Origin of the sequence: Brevibacterium sp. RIT 803 (assembly GCF_016892625.1) — a bacterium.
Classification (GTDB): Bacteria; Actinomycetota; Actinomycetes; order Actinomycetales; family Brevibacteriaceae; genus Brevibacterium.
Genome location: NZ_JAFEMW010000002.1, coordinates 600,303 through 618,956 on the forward strand (window position 1 = coordinate 600,303; position 18,654 = coordinate 618,956).

The window sequence follows — 18,654 nt, forward strand, 5'->3', positions numbered from 1 at the left end:
CACCGCCTCGATGTGAGACCCAGCCCACCCTTACTTAGGTTAGGCTATGCACTATGAACACGACGGGGACGATGAACTCCATTGCGCTGCACGCCTCGGGCCTGCACTTGGGCTATGAACGTGCTCCGGTTGTCCATGACGTGTCTGTCTCGATCACTCCCGGTCGGGTCACGGCACTCATCGGACCCAACGGCAGCGGAAAGTCGACCGTGCTGCGGTCCCTGGCTCGTCTGCATCCGATCAGCTCCGGTGAGGTCACCATCGCTTCGGCGGGGTCGAGCTCTCCGACGCCTGCACTGTCGGCACGCGAATTCGCTCGTACGGTCACCCTACTCTCCCAGTCCCGACCGCATCCCTCCGGACTGAGTGTGCGCGAGATCGTCGCGTTCGGTCGCCACCCGCACCGTCGCCGCTTCGCCTCCCTCACCGATGCCGACAGGGCCGCGATCGATCAGGCTCTGGAACTGACCGGCACCGACTCGATGGCCGAGCGTTCCGTCGATCAGCTTTCTGGTGGCGAGCTCCAGCGCGTCTGGCTGGCCACCTGCCTGGCCCAGGAGACCGGGGTTCTCCTCCTCGACGAACCGACGAATCACCTCGATCTGCGCTATCAGGCCGAGATTCTCGACCTCATGCGCGACCTCGCCGACGATCACGGAACGGCCGTCGGCGTCGTTCTCCACGATCTCAACCATGCAGCCTCCGTCGCCGATGACATCGTCCTGCTCAGCCAGGGCCGAGTCAGATCCACGGGCACCTGCGAAGAGGTCTTCACCGCCGAGGTGCTCACCGAGGTCTATGGACTGCCGATCCGCACGCACGTCGATGAGGACACCGGGATGGTGCGCATCGAAGCACTGCCTCGCCGTCTCCGTCGCACCCTCGCCGCGGCCTCCTGACCTCTTCACTGAAATACCGCCGTTTCACCTCCCAAGAAAGAGATACCTCTGTGACAACTCCGCCCTCTGCACCTCTGCGCAAGCCCCTCTTCGCCCTGGCTTCCCTCTCCGCCGTTTGCGCCCTCGCGCTGTCTGCCTGCGGCACCACAGGCACCGACGCTTCGTCCGATGACGGGGACTCCGAATCGACCTCCGAAGCATGCGCGGACGACTCGAGCACCACCTCGGCGGACCCGGTCTCCGTCAAGGACGACACCGGCCACCAGATCAAACTCGACAAGCCTGCATCGACGGTCGTCTCGCTCGAATGGCAGTACACCGAAGACCTGCTCTCCCTGTGCGTCGATCCTGCTGCCGTCGCCGATGCGAAGGGCTTCACCACCTGGGATACGGCAGAGAAGCTGCCCGAGAACACGACCGACGTCGGCACCCGGCAGGAGCCGAACGTGGAGTCGATCCTCTCGGCCAACCCTGACCTCGTCATCATCGAGACAACGTCCCGTGACGACAAGATCGTCGGCCAGCTCGAGGACCAGGGCATCCCTGTCATGGCGATGACCGGAGCCGACGGCAAGGACCCGATCGCCTACATGAAGGACACCTTCTCCACCGTCGCCGAGGTCACCGGCCGCAGCGAGCGCGCGGATTCCGTACTGGCCGAATTCGATGCGAAGGTCGAGGAGTCGAAGAAGGCGTTCGAATCCGCCGAGCTCGACACCAAGGAATTCGTCTACTTCGACGGCTGGGTCAACGGCTCGAATGTGGCGCTGCGTCCCTTCGGCCAGGGATCACTCTTCGGTGAACTCGGCGAGGAACTGGGCCTGAAGAACGTGTGGACCGGAGAGGTCGATCCCGCATACGGACTGGGCCAGACAGACATCGAGGGCATCTCGAAGGTCGGCGACGCGAACTTCTTCTACACCGGCACCGATGATCCCGAGTCCGAGGACTTTGTGAAGCTGCTGCAGAAGAACGACATCTGGTCCAACATTCCCGCCGTCAAGGATGACCGCACCGTTGCGTTCCCCTCCGGGATCTGGACCTTCGGTGGACCGAAGTCGTCCGAACAGGCTCTCGACGCCTACGTCGAGGCACTGACCAAGTAGTCCATGGCTCCTCCCGCACCTACGACCATGCCCACGACAACCTCGGCAAGCGATTCCTCAGAGTCGAAGCCTGCCGCACCCGCGCGGAAGGCTGGACTCCTCAGCGCGCTCTCGGCCACCGGAATCCTGCTCAGCCTGGTCATCGTCCTTGCTCTGCTCTCGGCATGGCACATCACGCAGGGCACCTCGGGGATCGGATTCCGCGACCTGTTCGCGGCCCTGACCGGTTCCTTGTCTTCCCCCGCCGAGGCTGGTCCGAGTGCCCGTGACATCCTCGTCGGATCCCGGCTTCCGCGCGTGGGTGCGGGAATACTCGTCGGCGTCGCCCTCGGCGTTGCCGGTGCGCTGTTCCAATCGCTGGCCCGCAACCCGCTGGCCTCACCAGACACCCTTGCCGTGACCGCTGGTTCGTACTTCGCTGTCACCGTGGTCACCGCCTTCGGCATCGCGATTCCGGTATGGGCCTCCGGAGGCGTCGCATTCATGGGCGGGCTGCTCGCCGCGGCTCTGGTGCTCGGGCTTGCCGGTGGTGCGGCATCGTCGACGACCCGACTCGTGCTCGCCGGCACTGCGACTGCCTTGGCGTTGCAAGCCGGCACCTCGACCCTGCTCATCCTGTTCCAGGAGGAGACGACGAGTCTCTACTCTTGGGGTTCAGGCACCTTGAACCAGCTCGATGGGACCGCAGCGATCCGCAGCATTCCCATCATCACCATCATCGTCGCTGCTGCTGTCCTGCTGTCGCGACGCCTCGATCTGCTCAGCCTCGGCGATGATGCCGCCTCTGTCCTCGGTGTGCCGATCCGGTCGACTCGCGCGATCGGGATTCTGCTCGCAGTCATCCTCACCGCAACGGCTGTGACTTTGGCCGGGCCGATCGGATTCGTCGGCCTGTGCGCACCGGTCATCGCCCGATTGCTCTCTCGGCTGGTGCCGGTGTTGGGCCGACATGCAGTGATGATTCCGGCCACGGCGCTCATCGGCGCAATCATCGTCATCCTCGCCGACGCCGTACTGCGCGCCATCGTCGGAGCCACCGAAGCGATCACTCTGCCATCGGGGGTGACGACGACGGTGCTCGGAGCGATCGTCCTCGTCCTACTTGCACGGTCCATGCGGTCTTCGGGTCCCGCTCAGGCGACGTCTGCGGCTCGGTCCCGGGTCCACGGACCACGTCGCGCCGTGCTCGTCATCGTGATGGGTACGGTCGCGCTCATCGTGGGTGCGGTCCTCTCGCTGCTCACGGGAGAACGGTTCTATCTCCTCGGTGATGTGATGCTGTGGATGCAGGACCAGGCGGCACCGGTGATCTCCTTCGCCTTCGATTCCCGGGCTCCCCGCGTGGCCGCCGCACTTGCCGCCGGCGCCGCCCTCGGACTGTCGGGAACATTTGTCCAGGCCAGCGCCCGCAACCCCTTGGCGGAGCCGGGCCTGCTCGGCATCACCGGCGGCGCCGGGCTTGGTGCCGTCATCGTCATCACCCTTGTTCCCGGCGCCACCGTCGTGCTGATCTCAAGTGCAGGAGTCGCTGGCGCGCTCGTGGCCTTCGCCATCGTCTACGGACTCTCCTGGCGCGGAGGGATGAACACCGACAGGCTCGTGCTCACCGGCATCGGCATGTGGTTCGGCTTCACCGCACTGACCACGCTGTTCCTCGTTCGTGCGAACCCGTGGGATACACCGGCACTCTTCACCTGGCTCTCCGGCTCCACCTACGGCCGAGTCTGGGCCGATGTCGCGCCCGTCGCACTCGTCCTCCTGGCTGCAGTTCCCCTGGCCTTCGTGTGGATGCGTGAGCTGGATCTGTTGGCCCTCGACGACGATACGCCGAGGCTGGTCGGAGTCCCACGTGAACCCGTTCGTCTGGGTGTGCTCGTCACGGCCGCTGTGCTCGCCGCAGTCAGCGTCTCCGCAGTCGGGGTGGTCGGGTTCATCGGCCTCGTCGCCCCGCACGCCGCCAGGGCGCTGGTCGGCGCTCAGCACGCCCGTGTGGTCCCGACGGCCATGCTCCTCGGCGCCCTCGGCCTTGTCGTCGCCGACGCATTGGGCCGCACGGTCATCGCTCCTGCGCAGATTCCCGCCGGTCTCATCGTCGCTCTCATCGGTGCCCCTTACTTCGTGTACCTGCTGGCACGTTCGAAGGCGTGAGAGAACGCAACTGGCCGGTGGGCGCTCACAGCGCTCACCGGCCAGGTCGCGAACTGCACGTCACATGATGCCGGTGGGGACCAGCAGAGCCCACGACAGCAGCGGCGCGCTGAGTACGACGAAGCCCGCGTAGATCATGAGATCGCGCCAGATGGTCTTAGCCTCTTTGCCCTGTGTATTCGCAATGATCAGTGCTCCATCCGTCGAGAACGGAGAGACATCGACGATGGTGGCTGACACGGCGAGTGCGGCCATCACCGCTGTCGCACTGAGATCGCTCTGTTCGAGCAGTGGAATCGACAACGGGATCAGAGCCGTCAGCAGCGCCGTCGAGGAAGCGAAGGCTGAGCTGATGCCGATCACGTAGCAGAGGACGATGGCAACGAGGAGCGGCGCTCCCATGGCCACTGCCATCGTCGACAGCGAGTCGATGACCCCGGCGTGAGTGAGCAAGCTGACGTAGATGATCATTCCCGTCACGAGCAGGACGGTGGACCACGAGATTCCCGAGACCAGACTCTCCGAATTCTTCAATGAGGTGAACGCCAACACAAGCCCGCAGGCCAGCGCGAGGAACCCGATCGGCAGTTCGAAGCCGACGGCACCGATGACCATGACACAGATGAGGGAGATTGTCAGCCACACGTGCCCGGTCATCTGCGAGCGTACGGTCGGCGCCGTAGCCGGTGCAGCCACGGCCACAGCAGTCCTTTGCCCACTGCCTGAAACAGAGCTGCCGGTCGAACCTGTGTCCCTCGGGGTTGAACCGCTTGCCAGCGGGCCGGATCCAGCGATGAAGTCCTCTGGCTCAGGCGTTGTGCGCAGCCGATTGAGTGCCTTCATCACGACGACAGTGAGGATAGTGACAATCAGGTTCACGACGTAGGCAGCGACGAAGAGCGCACCGCCATCGATGTGGAAGCCGTTGGATTCTGCAATGTCACGAACGATGTTTCCCGAAACCGAGATCGGTGAGAACCCGCCGGCATGAGCACCGTTGATGACCATTGCCGCCATGACGACGCCGCTGTAGCCCGTCGTCGCACAGAAGCCCATGGCTGCCGGTGCCAGCAGCGCTACCGCTGCCGGGGAGAATGTGCCCAAGGCGGTGAGGAGTGAGGAGATCACGAAGAAGATCCAGGGCACGACGTTGATGCGCCCATGCACCGCGCGGATGGCGAGATCGACGAGGATCCTGATGGTCCCATTCTTCTGCGCGATGCTGAAGAAGAAGGTCACTCCGACGATCGTGAGGACGATGCTGGCCGGAAACTCCTCGAGTATCTCCTTGTCATCCATCCCGAACACGAAGGTCCCGAAGGCGAATGCGGCGACAAGCCCCATGACTCCGATGTTGATCGGCCACTTCGTCGCGGCGATGAACATCACCACCAGCACCACGAGCATAAGAATTTGAATCATCGTCATTGGTGTTCCTCCAACTTCATTGTCAGCTGATCTTCGTTGAGAAGACTCAGAGTGTCCGGGTACTGGTCGCTTAGCCGACCAGAGGGAGATCGATGTCTGCATTCGCAATTCGTCTGGCCACTCGTCTGACTCCGAGACGAGCAACGTGTCCGAGTTCGCCGAGCTGGACCTGGCAGGAGATGACTCCAACCGGGGTTCCGATGCGGATGGAGATTTCCCGGCTCTCGTCGACGGGTACGAGCACTGTGTCCGCGATGATCGAATTGACCAGGCTGTCTTCGACGAAGGCGTCCCTGGCCAAAGCGATCGCCGAGGTGATTCCGATCGCTGGATGCGGATCGAACATCGACACCATCCGAGCCGAGATGTCATATGCATTCGCCGGGATCGTCTCCCCGGAGATGCTTGTGTAATCTGCCGGTGCTGCGACGAGCCCAATCTTGGGAACGGCTGGACTCGGCACTTCGTCTTCAGCAGAGAGCCCCATGGCCACGGATGCAGCAGACCGAATGGCGATGAGCTCGCCCAGCCGCAGACGCGTTTCGGCAACTGATTCGGTTCCGGTCATGCCGAGCTCGGCTGCTTCGACGAAGCAGGCAGGGGCGCCGGCATCGATGCAACTGGCCCCGACGAAGTCGTCGGCGAACGCCAGCTGGGTCATAGCGCCCCCAGTTGGCAGCAGCTCTCCAGTGGACGCACCATCGACGTTTTCGAAGAAGACGTTGACGGGCACGCCGGGCATCGACGAGCCGGGGATGGTCTCAGCACCGTTCGACGGGATCCTCTTGTTCGGCGTTGCCACATCGGCGACGAGGACCGATCGAGTGTTCTCATTGACCATCCGCACTTGGGTGATGTCACCGTGCGGGCGGACCAGTCCGTTCTGAATCGCGTAGAGCGCCACTGCGGAGGCGCAGTTTCCGCAGTTCGAGGTGAACTCGACGCCAGACGCTCCGATCCCGACCTGTGCGAACAGATAGCTGATGTCGATGCCGGGAATCGCGGACGGCGAGATGACGGCAGCCTTCGATGTCGTCGACGAAGCGCCGCCCACGCCGTTGAGCTGACGCTCGTCGCCGGAGCCGAACGCCGCGGCCAGGGCCTGCGCAATGCCGACCCTATCGGCGGGCATCTCGTCATTGGCGAACAGCCAGCACTTGGACGTTCCGCCTCTGTACCACTGGCCGTGGAGCTGATGAGCCACTCGAGTCTCCTTGTTCCCTCGCCGCTGTCTGCGACGACAGGAATCAAGTTTCCACATCGGCATATTAAGTTCAATCAAAACTTATTTATATCTCTATAAGCTATGCTTAAACCATGAGTTCAGCGCCCTACAACGTCGATCGGCTCCTCTTGCTGCTTCTCGTCTATCGGACCGGCAGCTTGTCGGCAGCGGCGGACGAACTGACCCTATCCACCTCGGCTGTGTCGCAGCAGATCAGCAAACTCGAACGCGAAGTGGGACTGCCGCTCGTGGTCCGACACCCGAAGGGAATGCGGCTCACCGACGCCGGGGTCAAGCTCTCCACGTACGCAACGACGATCGACAATGCCCTCACCGCCGCACGCAATGACATGTCGGCGTTCGCGCAGCTCGAACGCGGCGAGGTTCGAATTGCGACGTTCCCGACATTCGCAGCATCGGTGATGCCGAAGGTCCTCCAACATTTCCACGACCTCCATCCCGAAGTGGACGTGACGGTGAAGAGCTACCGGCTCGGCCGGATCCAGGAGGCACTGGAACGACGCGAAGTCGACTTGGCAACTCTGTGGGACTACCCCTGGACACCGATCGATCAGGAGATCCCTGTCCGGACGACCCTGCTCAAAGAGCCCACGAAGCTGCTCATCCCCACATCGCATCCTCTCGCCAGACGCAGAGTCATCAAACTCGAAGAAGTCGCAGACGAACCCTGGATCACCCGCTCCTCCCACCCTGTCGCCTCGGTGCTCGGCCGCATCTGCCACGAGGCCGGATTCGACCCGCGCATCGTCTTCGAAGCCAACGACTATCAGGAGCTGCTGGGAATGGTCTCGGCCGGCCTCGGTGTCGCCATCGCTCCGAGCCTGGCCGTGCGCTCACATGGATCCGACGTCAAGGTGGTCTCGATCAGAGGCAACCCTGCGCCGCGTCGGATCGTGCTGTCACAGCTGCCCGAGCGCGTCCCGTCGCCGGCCGTACTGGCTCTGGTCCGCTCCTTCCGCAGGGTCAGCAGCTCGAAGGAATGGCACAGCTGATGCGACTGCCGGAACCGCGACTACGGAGCCGCCCACCCCTGGGCACGTTCGCGGATGAAGTCGCGCAGACGAGCGACGACTCGACTGGGCCGGCGCACCGCGGAGCACAGTGAGACCTCACGGACATAGTCACCGCCACGCAGCTCAACCTCGGCGATGCCCTCCATGAAGCGAACATTGCGCGGGATCAGCGCCACTCCCATCCCCCGGCCAACGAATTCGCGGATCGTTGAGAACTCGGTGACCTCGGTCTTGACCCGCGGGACGAACCCGGCGTCTGCACACCACAGATCAGTGAGGCTGCGCAGATTGTAGGTCGCAGGGTTGGCGATGAACTCCTCGCTCGCCAACTGAGCAACGGTGATGCTGCGCCTGCCGGCAAACCGATGGTCAACAGGGAGTGCGGCCACGATTTCCTGTGAGGCGAGAACCTCATGTTGCAGCTCAACCGGGGGCGGAATGATGATTGCCAGATCCAGTCCTCCCTTCTGCAGGTCGCGGGCGAGCTCAGCGCCGTGAGCCTGCTTGAGGTCGAGTCTGATGCCCGGATACCGGGAACTGAAGGCGGCCAGCAGATCGGGGATCTGACCCGCTCCCATTGTGAGCGGAAAGCCGAACCGGATAGCACCATGATCAGGGTCGGCCGCCTCGGCGATGTCCGTGATCGCGATCTCGACCTCTCGCAGCGGTCCCCTGATCGAATCCGCGAGTTCGCGGGCAGCGGCAGTCAGGCTGACCGCCCGACCGTCGGGAACGATGAGGGGTACGCCGAGGCGGTCCTCCAGGCCGTGGATGCGTCGGCTCATCGTCGACTGCGGAATGCCGAGGATTGCCGCCGCATCGGTCATATGCCCGCCCTGTTCGACGAGCTCGAGCAGGGCCGCCAGCTGCGGGGCCTGACCGGAAAGCAATTCATCCATGTACGGATTGTATCGATGTTCTTATTCATTGGACGGATGATTCTTCAGAGCTCATGGTGGATATATGAAGCGAAGCTCCGTCACACCACAGCACCTGCCCGACGCCGATGTCGTTCTCATCGGTGCGGGCATCATGTCGGCGACATTGGGATCGATGCTCGCCGATCTCGACCCCGACATGCGCGTCGTCATCTTTGAGAGGGCCAGCGACATCGCCGGTGAAAGCAGCCGAGCCTGGAACAATGCAGGCACCGGACATTCCGGTTTCTGCGAACTCAACTACATGCCTGACCCCGCCGATGGCACGAAGGCCGCCTCGATCGCAGAGCAGTTTCACCTCAGCCGGCAGTGGTGGGCCCACCTGGCCCAGACTGGGCGCTTGGACCCCACCGAATTCGTTCACGCCACGACTCACATGAACCTCGTCTTCGGTGACCGCGACGTGGACTACCTACGACAGCGCGTGGAGACGCTGCGTGCTGACCCCCTGTTCGCAGACATGGACTTCACCACCGATCGCGATGAGATAGCACAGTGGGCGCCGTTGACGATGGAGGGCCGACCCGATGACGGTGCGCCGATTGCCGCGACCAGGAATCCGCGCGGCACGGATGTCGACTTCGGCGCCTTGACCCGAGGCCTGCTGGACATCGTCTCAGACCACGCCCGTAACGAGGTCCACACCAACCATGAAGTCACCGGACTGCACAGCACAGCAGCAGGCTGGACTGTCAGAGGCAAGACCGATGGACCGGCAACAGCCTCGGGCACAGCGTCGAGGCCGGCCCGACCTTTCTCGATCAAAGCGAAGCACGTCTTCGTCGGCGCCGGCGGGTTTGCCCTCAAACTCCTGCAGAAGAGCGGAATCCCCGAAGTCAGAGGCTATGCCGTGCTGCCCGTCGGAGCTTCGTTCTACCGCAGCGCCACTCCTGCCGTCGTCAGCCGCCACGACGCCAAGGTCTACGGGCAAGCCGATGTCGGCGCTCCCCCGATGTCGGTGCCTCACCTCGACAAACGCATCATCGACGATGAGGAGCACCTGCTGTTCGGCCCCTATGCGACGTTCAGCACCAAGCTGCTCAAGCACGGTCACCTCAGAGACTTCTTCACGACCCTGCGGCCCGATAATCTCCATGTGATCGCGGCGGCCGGCCTGCAGAACCTCGACCTTGTGAAGTTCCTCGTCACAGAGCTGGCGGCGGGACCGAAGAAGAAGTTCTCCCACTTGCGCCGCTTCTACCCGAAGGCCAGGTTCAACGAATGGACGCTGGTGCCCGCCGGGCAGCGTGCGCAGCTGGTGAAACCTGACCCGAAACGCGTCGGCGCCCTGCAGCAGGGCACCGAGCTCGTCGTCGGCGCGGACGGGTCGATCGCCGGACTGCTCGGAGCTTCGCCCGGCGCGTCCACGGCCGTGCCGATCATGCTCGACCTGCTGCGTTCGGCCTTCCCCGCCCAGTGGCATCGCGGCTGGAAGGACGTCATGAGCCAAGCGATCCCCGACATCGACAGGACTGACTGGGACGCCGAGGCAGTTGGTGCCAGCTCTGCGGCCACCGACGTCGCCCTCGGGCTGGACACATCCCACCTGGGCGCTTCCGGCGTGGGGACATCGGACCTGGGGCGCGCCTGACCAATGCGCATCTGACCTGGGCGCATCGGACCTGGGCGCGACCGACCATTGCGCATCGGACCTGGGCGCTTACATGCGAACCTGGGCAACTCCATGCAACTCTGCGCACCCCGTGCAACACTGCGCAGCACGCACGGCATGCGCGTCCGACTCAGCGAGATCGAGCCCTCCTCCCGGGCCCGTACGCTGCGACCGCTGGCCAAAAGTGTGGATGTCGAGCACAAGTGACGCACAAATACACGTCTGCCTAGCGGTTGCGGCCGGAGCCGTGCCAGGGGCGCGACGCCTGCCTGGGGTGCCGTCGGGTCAAGGCTCCCACCTGGTGAGACATTGGCAGAATGCCACAGCAGAAAACACTCAGCGTTGTGGCATGGCTGATTGAACGGGGGCCGGTTGGGATTTAGTGTGAGCTACAACACCTACTGTAAGGAATCTCACATGAAGGTCCGCCTCCCTCGCCGAGCGCTCGCAATCGGATCAGCTCTCGCTCTCACCTTCGGTCTGGCTGCTTGCAGCGGAGGAGACCAGGGAGGAGGCGAGGCCGGCGACACGATCGTGGCTGAGACCGCGTTCAACCTCAAGACGATCGATCCCCACCGGCAGTTCGAGTTCACCGGGTCGACGATCGACACTGCCATCTATCAGACCGCCTTGGAATTCAAGGACGGCGACCTGACCAAGCCGACCGACGGCCTGTGCTCCTTCGAGATGTCCGATGACGACAAGAAGATGACGCTGAAGCTCAAGCAGAAGGACGCGAAGTTCTCCAACGGCGATCCTGTCACCATGGATGACGTCGTCTTCTCCTTTGAACGGCTCAAGGGCATCAAGGGCAATCCTTCGTTCTTCCTCGACGGTGTCTCCATCAAGAAGGTCGACGAGGAGACCGTCGAGCTGACCAGCAAGAAGCCCAATCCTGCACTCCCCTACATTCTCCCCAACGCCTCGATCGGAATCGTGAACTCGAAGGTCGTGAAGGAGAACGAAGGCACCACCGACGAGAAGGACGGCGCAGAAGCCTTCCTCAACGAGAACTCGCAGGGCTCGGGACCGTACAAGGTCGAGAAGTACGATGCCGACAGTCAGGTGGTGCTGACGGCGAACGAGCACTACAACGGCCCGGAACCGAAGTACAAACGCGTCGTACTGCGCAACGTCTCCGCAGAGACCCAGCTGACCGACATCCAGTCCGGCCAGGCACAGGTCGCCTACGACCTCAACTCCGAGCAGGCGAAGCAGATCGATGACTCCATGGGTGAGATCGCGAGCCTGCCCTCAACGCGCAGCCTCTACATCTTCAACAACACCGACGAGAAGCTCGGCGGACCTGCCGCCGATCCGAACTTCCGCAAGGCCGTCATGTCTGCCATCGACTACGACAAGCTCACCGACCTCGCCGGAGAAGGATCGCAGCGCATGGCAAGCCTCGTCCCCAACGAGTTCGTCGGTGCCGTGCCGAAGGATCAGGCACCAGAGAAGGACCTGGCCACGACGAAGAAACTGCTGAAGAAAGCCGGCTACGACGGTGAGAAGATCCCCTTCCACTACTCGAGCGACCAGTCAGTCAACGGAGTCGACCTGGCTCAGCTGGCGGAGACCCTGCAGGCTCAGCTGAAGGAGGCCGACATCAACCTCGCACTGAAGCCGGCACCCAGTTCGACACAGCTCGACGGCTTCCGCTCAGCCAAGCAGCCCATGGGCATCGGCACCTGGGGTGCGGACTACCCGGATCCCACGAACTACAACGTCTTCATCCCCGGCGGCAGCGTTGCCGACCGCGTCAACTGGAAGTCCGATCCGAAGCTGAAGAAGCTCGCAGCCGAAGCGGAGAAGGCCAAGGACGGCGACCGTGACGCAGCCTACGCCAAGCTGTACAAGGCGACCACGGACACCGGAGTCTGGATTCCTCTCGTCCAGCCCGTCAACACAGTGGCGGTGGGATCGAGCATCAACAAGTACGTCTCCAATGCCGACATCACATTCGACTTCGCGAAAGCTGAGTGAGGATGTCGGTCTCAACCACCGATAGCTCCACCGCCCACCCGCCGAGCAGCGACGAAGCACAGCGCATCAAACCACCGCTGCTGCCCCCGCTGCTGCGCTACATCCTCATCCGGATCGGGATCAGCCTCATCCTCATCTGGGGTGTCACTGTTGTGACGTTCCTGATGACAAACCTGGTCCCCACCGACCCGGTCGCCGCCATCCTCGGCGACCGGGCGGCGGCGGATCCGGAGATCGTCGCCGCGACCCGTGAGCGCCTCGGCCTCGACCAACCACTCATCGTCCAGTACTTCACGTATCTGAGCAACCTGCTCCAGGGCGACATGGGTGTATCCAACCAGACCCGGACACCAGTCCTCCAGTCGATCGGCCAGGTCTTCCCTGCCTCGATCGAGCTGGGTATCGGAGCCATCCTGATCTCGGTCATCATCGGTCTGCTGCTTGGACTGGCAAGCGCGCTCAAGCAGAACACGATCCTCGATCACGCCATCCGCGCCTTGAGCCTCATCGGCATCTCGGCACCCACATTCTGGATCGCTGCGGTCGGCTACTACGTCTTCTTCTTCAAGCTCCGCGTCGTTCCCGGCGCTGGGCGCCTTGATCCGTGGATCACCCCGCCGCCGAGGGTCACCGGCCTCTACACCGTCGACTCTCTTTTGGCCGGTCAGATGTCGACGTTCATCAACGCATTCGGACATCTGATTCTGCCTTCGTGTGTGCTGGCCCTGTTCACGATCGGCCTGCTCACCCGGTTCAGCCGCTCAAGCGTTCTCGACATCATCCGACTCGATTACGTCACCGCTGCCAGAGCCAAGGGGCTGCCGGCTCGCACGGTCGTCTTCAAATATATCTTCCGCGGTGCTCTCGTCCCCATCATCACAGTCGTCGGCCTGGCCTTCGGTTCGCTCCTGTCCGGCGCGGTCCTGACAGAGACCGTGTTCGCTTGGAACGGCCTGGGACAGTACGCATTCCGCGGTGCGACGACGCTCGACCTGCCCGTCATCATGGGAGTCGGACTCGTCATCGGCATCGTCTACATCATCGTCAATTTCATCGTCGACCTGATCTACGGCTTCGTGGATCCGAGAGTGAGGGTGCGATGAGCATCGGGACCCCCAAACAGCCGCCGACGAACACCACATCTGCCAGCGCCGAGGTGGCAGATCGCAATCCCGTCGACCGCGGAGTCAAACGGTGGCAGTTGCGCTTTCCAAAGGCACTGCGCACTCCGCTGGGATTCATCGGAGCCATCATCCTGAGCATCTGGCTGATCGTGGCGGTCTTCGCACCACTTCTGGCACCGTTCAACCCGCTGGCGCAGGATTTCCCCCGGCTCAGTGCTCCCGGAGGCGAAAACCTCCTGGGCACCGACACCCTGGGTCGTGATGTTCTGTCGCGACTCATCGTGGCCGCACGCACCACGCTGCCGGCAGCCGTCTTCGTCGTCATCTGCTCGGCCGTGCTCGGTTCCGTCCTCGGTGCGATCGCTGGCTACTTCGGACGAGCCGTCGACGAGATCATCATGCGCATTGCCGACCTCGTCTTCGCCTTCCCGACGATCATCCTCGCCATGGTCATCGCCGCAGCATTGGGACCGGGCCTGAAGAACGCGATCATCGCCATCCTCCTCGTCTCCTGGCCTTCATACGCCCGTGTCACCAGATCTCTGGTCATGTCTGCTCGCAACAGCGAATACGTCGTCGCCGGACGCCTGCTCGGCTTCAGCGCCGGAAAGTCCCTCATCCGGGAGATCTCACCGAATGTGCTCTCCCCCGTCGTGGTTCTTGCCACCCTCGATGTTGGTTCGGCGATTCTCACGATGGCCGGCCTCTCATTCCTCTCCCTGGGCGTCGTCCCACCGACACCGGACTGGGGTGCCATGATCAGCGAGGGGGTCTCGCAGTTCGCCGCCTGGTGGATCGCGTTCTTCCCCGGCCTGTGCATCCTCACGATCGTCATGGCCTTCAACTTCATCGGAGACAGCCTGCGCGACTCCCTTGACCCGCATACCGCACAGGAAGTGGGAGAAACCACCTCATGAGCATGATCAGCATCAACGACCTCAACCTATCGGTAACGACGGGCAAGGTGGAGAAGCACATCTTGCGCAATGTCTCGTTCGATCTGGAGGCCGGAGAGATCACCGGTGTCGCAGGTGCCTCCGGTTCGGGCAAGACGCAGACAGGACTGGCGATCATGGGTCTCTCTCCCGCCGGTGCCCAACTCAGCGGCAGCATCGACTTCGACGGCACCGAGTTGGTGGGGATGCCTGCCAAGGTCCACAACCGCCTGCGCGGCGTGCAGCTGTCGATGGTGTTCCAGGATCCAGCTTCAGCATTCCATCCCATGCTCACCATCGGCGATCAGATGACCGATCACTACCGACATCACACGAAGGCGTCGAAGAAGGACGCCATTGAGCGCGCCGTCCACATCCTCGAACGCACTCACGTCCCCCACCCCGATGAGGCGATCGGGAAATACCCGCACCAGTTCTCCGGTGGGCAGCTGCAGCGCATCGCCTTCGCCTCGGCGATCATCTGCGAACCGAACGTGCTCATCGCCGATGAACCGACCACCGCCCTCGATGTGACTGTGCAGGCCGGAATCCTGCGCCTGCTGCGCGAACTCTGCGATGACCTCAACTTGGCTGTCCTCCTTGTCACTCACGACTTCGGTGTGCTGTCCTCGGTGGCCGACACCATCGTCGTGATGAAGAACGGGTTGGTGGTGGAGACGGGAGATCGTGAACCTGTCATCACCGCACCGAAGCATGAGTACACCAGGTCGCTCATCGAATCACTGCCTGGAGCGGAGGTCTCACGCTGATGACAACCACGACAACGACCGAGGACTCTCCTCGTGCATCCAAAGATCCACTGCTCGAACTCGACAACGTCTCCTGCGAATACAAGCTCAATGGCGGCGGCCGATTCCGTGCCGTCAGCAACGTTTCACTGCAGTTGGGTCACTCAGAGGTGCTGGGACTCGTGGGCGAATCCGGTTGCGGGAAGTCCACGCTGGCCAAGCTCATCTGCGGTCTCGAGAAGACCGCAGGCGGCACTATCACCTTCGAATCCCACCCGGTGAAGCCCTTAGGCCTTGGCCGTCGGCCCAAGAATCTCCTGGGAGTCCAAATGGTCTTTCAGAACCCCTACGCATCGTTGAATCCGCGCAGACGCATCAGGGATCAGCTCACCGACGCGCTCACCCTCGACCCGAAACACAACTGGACCGTGGAGTCCCTCCTCGAAGCGGTCGATCTGCCCGTCGATGCTGCGCAGAGGTTCTCGCATTCGTTCTCGGGCGGACAGCGGCAGCGCATCGCCATTGCGCGTGCGCTGGCTGCCGGGCCCAAGGTGCTCGTCGGTGATGAGCCGATCGCCTCCCTGGATGCGTTTCTCCAAGCCAGAATCGCGCGGATGATGAGGGACCTGGCCATCGACTCCGGTGCGTCCATGATCTTCATCAGCCACGACCTCTCCGTCGTCCGTGATATCGCGGACCGTGTGGCTGTGATGGAGGCAGGTAACATTGTCGAGGTCGGTTCGACAGAACAGATCTGGAATGACCCGCAGCATCCCTATACGAAGAAGCTGCTCGCGGCCATCCCGAAGGTCGACGGCAAGGGGATCATTCCCGGGTAAGTGCTGCAAGAAACGTCGCAAGGAGAAAGCGAAACATGGTGATATTGCTGCGCGGAGCAGACATCTGCGCCCCGGAACGGCTCGGGAAGCAGGACATCCTCATCGAGGGGCAGCAGATCACCTTCATCGGTGACCTACCACCCGAGGCGCTCCAGGGTCTTCCCAACGCCACAGTCATTGATGCCCAGGGGCTGATCGCCACGCCCGGTTTCATCGACCCACATGTCCACATCGCCGGCGGCGGGGGCGAAGGCGGGTACGCAAACCGCACCCCCGAGATCCGCATCAGCGACATCGTGAGCGCCGGAGTCACCACGGTCATCGGCTGCTTGGGAACCGACGGAGTCACCCGCAGCCACGCCGATCTCCTCGCCAAGGCCCGAGCTCTCGAGACCGAGGGCATCACCACCTATATCTATACGGGCAGTTACCAGGTCCCGGCCCGGACCTTGACCGGTGCTGTTGTCGATGATGTCGTCCTCATCGACAAGGTCATCGGCGTCGGAGAGGTCGCGATCTCGGATCGGCGGTCGTTCCAACCCACCGTCGAGGCTCTGGCCGAGCTCGTCAGCCAGTCACATGTCGGTGGGCTGCTTTCCGGCAAAGCCGGAATCACTCATTTCCATGTCGGTCCCTACTCGACTCGACTTGCCCCGCTGCACCGGCTCCTCGACGAGTATCCAATCGCGCCCCAGGCCGTGTACGCCACGCACATCACCCGGTCTCCTGAGCTACTGGCCGACGCGGTCGATCTGGCCGCCAAGGGCGCCATGGTCGATATGACGGCCTCGTCGACGACGACGCAGTCGCTGAAACGCTACATCGACCTCGGCGGGGATCTCGGCCGTCTCACTCTCTCCTCCGATGCCAACGGCAGCCTGCCGGAGTTCGACTCCGACGGACGGCTCATCGGCATGGATGTTGCCAAGCAGACGACTCTGTACGAGCAGGTGTGGGCGTGTGCCGACCTGCCTGGTGTCGACCTGTCTCAGGCCATCTCCCTCGTCACCTCCAATACGGCAGATGTCCTCGGCCTCGAGCACAAGGGACGCCTGCGCGTGGGAGCAGATGCCGACATCCTCCTCACCGATGACAGCCACACCATTGCGCTCGCCTTTGCCCGAGGACGAGAGAGCGTCCGCAGCGGCGCCCCGCAGATCCAAGGAACTTTCGAATGAGCTACGAGCACGACACGACGACTTCCACCTCCGCCGATGTGGAGGAGAAGCGTCCGCCCTTGGGATGGTCGCTCGTCCCCCTGGCCGCGATGCTCGTCCTGTTGGCGGTGGGCTACGGCGTCCTCGGGCTCGCACCCGAACCGCTCCTGATCCTCTCCGCGATCATCGCCGGTCTGGTGGCTCTGCGGATGGGGCTGAGCTGGGAGGAGATGCTCCTCGGGATCAGGGAGAAGCTCGACACTGCGATGCCGGCACTGCTCGTGCTCATCTCGATCGGCATCCTCATCGGCACGTGGATGATCGCCGGCACCATACCGATGATGATCTACTACGGCCTGGGGCTCATCAGCGCACAATTCATCGTCCTCATCGCCTTCGTCATCTCCGCGATCGTCTCCGTCATCACCGGCACCTCCTGGGGCTCGGCCGGAACGGTGGGAGTCGCCCTCATGGGAATCGCCGCGGGCTTGGACGCGCCGCTGGCGGCCACCGCCGGCGCCATCGTCGCTGGTTCGTACTTCGGTGACAAACTCTCACCACTCTCGGACACGACGAACCTGGCTCCGATCGCTGCCGGCACCACCTTGTGGGAACACATTCGGCACATGCTCTACACCACGATCCCGGCCACGGTCGTAGCGCTGGCGCTCTACCTGTTCGTCGGCATCAATCAGCAGTCTGGTGGGACCGATTCGGACCAGATCACTGCCGTCACCGGAACCTTGGACAGTCTCTTCTCCTTCAACGTCCTTCTGCTCCTGCCGATGCTCATCGTCCTCGGCGGAGCGATTCTCAAACTGCCCACTCTTCCGACGATCATCGGTTCATCACTGGTCGCCGGCATCCTCTCCGCGATCTTCCAGAAGGTCAGCATCGAATCGATCTTCGCCTCTACCGTCGACGGATTCACCCCGGACATGCTCGAGGTCGGGGCCTCGACTCTGAAGAATCTGGATCCTCAGGTCGTCGAGTTGGTCTCCCAGGGTGGGATGGCATCGATGACCGGAGTCATCCTCATCGCCTTCAGTGCCTTCGCCTTCGCCGGCATCATGTCCAAGTCCGGTGCTCTCGAGACCATCATCCGGTCTCTGCTGAAGTTCGTGAAGCGCACAGGTGACCTCGTCCTCTCCACAGTGGTCTCATGCCTCACGATGGCCGTCGTGACCGGCAATTCCTACCTGTCGATCATCGTCCCGGGCGAACTGTTCAAGAAGGCTTACGCCGATCGGGGTCTCGACGCGAAGAACCTCTCCCGGACGCTGGAGGATTCCGGCACGGTCGTCGTTCCGCTCATTCCCTGGTCCTCGGCAGGCGTCTACATGGCCGGAGTGCTGGGAGTCTCCGTCCTCGACTACGCCCCGTGGGCGGTATTCTGCTATGTCGGCTTCGCCTTCGCAATCATCCTCGGCTATACCGGAATCGGCATCGCCAAACGCCGCTGACCTGCGATGGTCCC

Annotated in this window: 15 protein-coding genes; 12 read left to right on the forward strand and 3 right to left on the reverse strand. The window is 62.9% G+C overall.

The window, feature by feature from the left end; translation table 11 throughout:
- Nucleotides 1–53 precede the first annotated feature (53 nt).
- From JTF07_RS09995 to JTF07_RS10005, 3 genes are read left to right on the forward strand one after another with little or no spacing between them, the layout of a single operon-like run.
- A complete protein-coding gene (locus tag JTF07_RS09995; RefSeq protein WP_252199678.1) occupies nucleotides 54–899 on the forward strand; it encodes an ABC transporter ATP-binding protein in 846 nt (281 codons plus the stop codon).
- A gap of 50 nt (nucleotides 900–949) precedes the next feature.
- Nucleotides 950–2,005: an ABC transporter substrate-binding protein gene (locus JTF07_RS10000; protein ID WP_353843928.1), complete on the forward strand. Its 1,056-nt coding sequence runs from the start codon at nucleotides 950–952 to the stop codon at nucleotides 2,003–2,005.
- Nucleotides 2,006–2,008: 3 nt separating this feature from the next.
- Nucleotides 2,009–4,153 (forward strand): iron ABC transporter permease, encoded by a 2,145-nt coding sequence (locus JTF07_RS10005; protein WP_252199679.1) that lies wholly within the window; start codon nucleotides 2,009–2,011, stop codon nucleotides 4,151–4,153.
- Between the two features lie 60 nt (nucleotides 4,154–4,213).
- Here the strand turns inward: JTF07_RS10005 and JTF07_RS10010 are convergent, their stop codons facing one another.
- Nucleotides 4,214–5,581 carry an SLC13 family permease gene (locus JTF07_RS10010; protein WP_204234080.1) on the reverse strand — a complete coding sequence of 456 codons (1,368 nt, stop codon included), beginning with the start codon at nucleotides 5,579–5,581 and terminating at the stop codon, nucleotides 4,214–4,216.
- Between the two features lie 70 nt (nucleotides 5,582–5,651).
- Nucleotides 5,652–6,785, reverse strand: coding sequence for a PrpF domain-containing protein (locus tag JTF07_RS10015; RefSeq protein ID WP_204234081.1), 1,134 nt, complete (start codon nucleotides 6,783–6,785; stop codon nucleotides 5,652–5,654).
- Nucleotides 6,786–6,898: 113 nt separating this feature from the next.
- Between JTF07_RS10015 and JTF07_RS10020 the strand changes: the two genes are divergently transcribed.
- On the forward strand, nucleotides 6,899–7,819 hold the full coding sequence (locus JTF07_RS10020; RefSeq protein WP_204234082.1) for a LysR family transcriptional regulator: 921 nt from the start codon (nucleotides 6,899–6,901) through the stop codon (nucleotides 7,817–7,819).
- Between the two features lie 20 nt (nucleotides 7,820–7,839).
- On the opposite strand, the gene JTF07_RS10025 is transcribed toward JTF07_RS10020, so the two are convergent.
- Complete coding sequence (locus JTF07_RS10025; RefSeq protein WP_204234083.1) at nucleotides 7,840–8,739, reverse strand: LysR substrate-binding domain-containing protein; 900 nt, start codon at nucleotides 8,737–8,739, stop codon at nucleotides 7,840–7,842.
- A 64-nt stretch (nucleotides 8,740–8,803) separates the two neighbouring features.
- On the opposite strand from JTF07_RS10025, the gene JTF07_RS10030 reads away from it, so the two are divergent.
- The 8 genes from JTF07_RS10030 (at nucleotide 8,804) to nhaC (ending at nucleotide 18,640) form a co-directional block, all read left to right on the forward strand.
- Nucleotides 8,804–10,369 (forward strand): malate:quinone oxidoreductase, encoded by a 1,566-nt coding sequence (locus JTF07_RS10030; protein WP_204234084.1) that lies wholly within the window; start codon nucleotides 8,804–8,806, stop codon nucleotides 10,367–10,369.
- A 438-nt stretch (nucleotides 10,370–10,807) separates the two neighbouring features.
- Nucleotides 10,808–12,373, forward strand: a complete 1,566-nt coding sequence (locus JTF07_RS10035; RefSeq protein ID WP_204234085.1) for an ABC transporter substrate-binding protein — start codon at nucleotides 10,808–10,810, stop codon at nucleotides 12,371–12,373.
- Between the two features lie 2 nt (nucleotides 12,374–12,375).
- Nucleotides 12,376–13,476, forward strand: coding sequence for an ABC transporter permease (locus tag JTF07_RS10040; protein ID WP_252199680.1), 1,101 nt, complete (start codon nucleotides 12,376–12,378; stop codon nucleotides 13,474–13,476).
- Entirely contained in the window at nucleotides 13,473–14,414 is a 942-nt protein-coding gene (locus JTF07_RS10045; protein ID WP_204234086.1) for an ABC transporter permease, read from the forward strand. Before JTF07_RS10040 ends, JTF07_RS10045 begins: the two co-directional genes overlap by 4 nt.
- Entirely contained in the window at nucleotides 14,411–15,202 is a 792-nt protein-coding gene (locus tag JTF07_RS10050; RefSeq protein WP_204234087.1) for an ABC transporter ATP-binding protein, read from the forward strand. Before JTF07_RS10045 ends, JTF07_RS10050 begins: the two co-directional genes overlap by 4 nt.
- Entirely contained in the window at nucleotides 15,202–16,020 is an 819-nt protein-coding gene (locus tag JTF07_RS10055; protein ID WP_204234088.1) for an ABC transporter ATP-binding protein, read from the forward strand. Before JTF07_RS10050 ends, JTF07_RS10055 begins: the two co-directional genes overlap by 1 nt.
- A 35-nt stretch (nucleotides 16,021–16,055) precedes the next feature.
- Entirely contained in the window at nucleotides 16,056–17,198 is a 1,143-nt protein-coding gene (iadA, locus tag JTF07_RS10060) for a beta-aspartyl-peptidase (RefSeq protein ID WP_204234089.1), read from the forward strand.
- Nucleotides 17,195–18,640, forward strand: coding sequence for a Na+/H+ antiporter NhaC (nhaC, locus tag JTF07_RS10065; protein WP_204234090.1), 1,446 nt, complete (start codon nucleotides 17,195–17,197; stop codon nucleotides 18,638–18,640). The genes iadA and nhaC overlap by 4 nt, the downstream gene beginning before the upstream one ends.
- Nucleotides 18,641–18,654 lie beyond the last annotated feature (14 nt).